Source organism: Methylibium sp., assembly GCF_013817365.1.
Taxonomy (GTDB): Bacteria; Pseudomonadota; Gammaproteobacteria; order Burkholderiales; family Burkholderiaceae_C; genus Methylibium.
On record NZ_JACDCU010000576.1, the window covers coordinates 1 to 2152 of the forward strand.

Genomic DNA, 2152 nt, shown 5'->3' on the forward strand with positions numbered 1-2152 from the left:
GGTAGCAACTGTCTTTCAGATGGCAGGTTTCACATAGTGTGCGGCATCGCGCAGCATTGCATTGAGGATGGTGAGGAGCTTGCGGGCGCAGGCGATGATGGCGAGCTTGAAGGGCTTGCCGGCGTCCTGCAGGCGGCGCCGGAAGGCCTTGATGTGCGGGTCGTAGCGGCTGGCGATGAAGGCTGCGAGGTAGAGGGTTCGGCGCACCTCGGTCCTGCCGCCCCAGATGCGGCGCCGGCCGCGCATCTGGCCGCTGTCGCAAGCGTGCGGCGCCAGGCCCGCGAGGCTGGCGATGGCGCGCCGGTCGAGGCGGCCGAGCTCTGGCAGGCGCGCGACCAGGTTGGCGGCGATGACTGGCCCGATGCCGGGCACGCTTTCGAGGCGTGCGGCGCGGTCGGCGAGCGCCGGGTGCGCCTCGATCTGCGCCGCGATCTCGGCCTCGAGGCGCTCGATCTGGCCGCGCAGAACGCGCAGCAGGGCGGCGATCTGCTTGCGCAGGAACCGGTCGCAGGCTTGGCCGAGGCGCTGCGTCTCGGCTTTGCGCATGGCCCCGAGCGCGTCGCGCCGGGCGACGAGCTCGGCCAGGCGCATGCCGGCCGGGTCGGCTGGCGGCGTCGGGCGCGGCGCGAGCGCCCGGCCCATCTCGGCGAGCACGGCGGCATCGACCTGGTCGGTCTTGGCCAGCCGCCCGCAGGCGCGCGCGAACTCGCGGGCCTGGCGCGGATTGACCCGCGCATAGGTGACGCCCGCGGCGTCCAGCGCCCCGGCGAGCGGCCGCTCATAGCCGCCAGAAGCCTCGAAGACCACGAGCGCGCTCGACGCCTTGTCCGCGAAGCGCCGCAGCATCGCAGGGGCGGTGCGGAGCCTTTGCTTCTCGCCGGTGGACTGCCAGTGACAGTCGATCCAGCCCTTCGAGACGTCGACGCCGATCACCTCTTGCGGTATCGTCATGGAGCCTATCCTTGATCTGCGGGGTCGGCAGCTCTGACAGCCGCCCCTGGCAACTGTTCAGGTTGGGTAGACAAAGGCGGGCGAGCCCCAAGCTACGGCACGGCCTTCACGGCCAAGGGTGCGACGGGGTCTCGCCCGCCCCATCAATCGCACAATTCGAAGAGACAAGGGTGCGTGCTCGCACGCACCGCCATATCAGTGCTGCTTTGGCAGCCGCATCAACCGCGCCAGCGCCGCAGGCTCGTGCCCATAGCCCGCCTCCTCGACCGCTTCCGCCGCGGCCAGGCGCGCCGCCTCGGTCTTGTTCTGGTTCAGCTTGAACGTCGCCTCGACCGCCTCGACCGTCATCTCCACCGGCACGATCTGGCGCATCATGCGCTCGGCCAGCCCCGCCGTCATCTTGTCCATCGTCCAGGGCCGCTTGGCCAGCTGCGCCTCGTGCGCCGCCGACAGCCGCTCGAGATGCGGCCGAAGCGCCTCGTCCGGCAGCAGCCGCAGCCGGCCCCGCAGATGCACGGCGACATAGTTCCAGGTCGGCACCTGATCGTCGGTGCCGTACCAGTCGGGCGAGACGTAGGCGTCCGGACCCGAGACGATCAGCAGCGCCTCGGCCGGCCCGCGCCGCAGATGCCGGGCCAATGCGCCGCCGCGCGACAGGTGCCCCGCCACCGTCGTCGCCTCGAGCACGAAGGGCACGTGGCTCGCCAGCACGCCCTCCGGCGCCGCCACCGTCAGAACGCCGAAGCCGCGCTCGCGCGCCGTCACCAGCGCGCGCGCCTGATCGTCCTCGCGAAAGACGGGGTTCGGGTGCATGGCAGCCGCCTCTACCCCAGTCCGCGCCGCCCCGCAATCACCCGAAGCACGGCCGTGATCAGCCGCGCCCGGCCGTGTCGGGCAGCGCGCCCTCGGCGGCGGCCCGCGCATAGCCGGCGTTGAACCTGGCATAGCCCGGCGCGCCCCCGATCCGGCGCCGCATCATCGCGTGCATCAGCGGCAGCTTGTGGAACGGCACCGCGGGATAGGCGTGGTGCTCGGAATGATAGGGCATGTTCCAGGCCAGCCAGCGCACCAGCCGGTTCGTCGGCGTCGTGCGGCTGTTCTGCAGCATGTCGGCGACATGCGGGCAGCGGCCGTGCTCGGCCAGGAGGTAGCCGCGCAGGGCGGGCGCGCCCAGCAGCAGCGGCAGCACCCAGCACCAGAG

At 71.8% G+C, this 2152-nt stretch carries 3 protein-coding genes; all 3 read right to left on the reverse strand.

The annotated features are described in order from the left end of the window. Positions 1-15: 15 nt before the first annotated feature. Positions 16-945: an IS110 family transposase gene (locus H0W38_RS21490; protein WP_292458040.1), complete on the reverse strand. Its 930-nt coding sequence runs from the start codon at positions 943-945 to the stop codon at positions 16-18. Positions 946-1146: 201 nt separating this feature from the next. Next, on the reverse strand, positions 1147-1764 hold the full coding sequence (locus H0W38_RS21495) for an FMN-binding negative transcriptional regulator (RefSeq protein WP_292458036.1): 618 nt from the start codon (positions 1762-1764) through the stop codon (positions 1147-1149). Positions 1765-1822: 58 nt separating this feature from the next. Next, positions 1823-2152 (reverse strand): fatty acid desaturase (locus H0W38_RS21500; protein ID WP_292458038.1); only part of this gene is annotated, 330 nt, incomplete at its 5' end.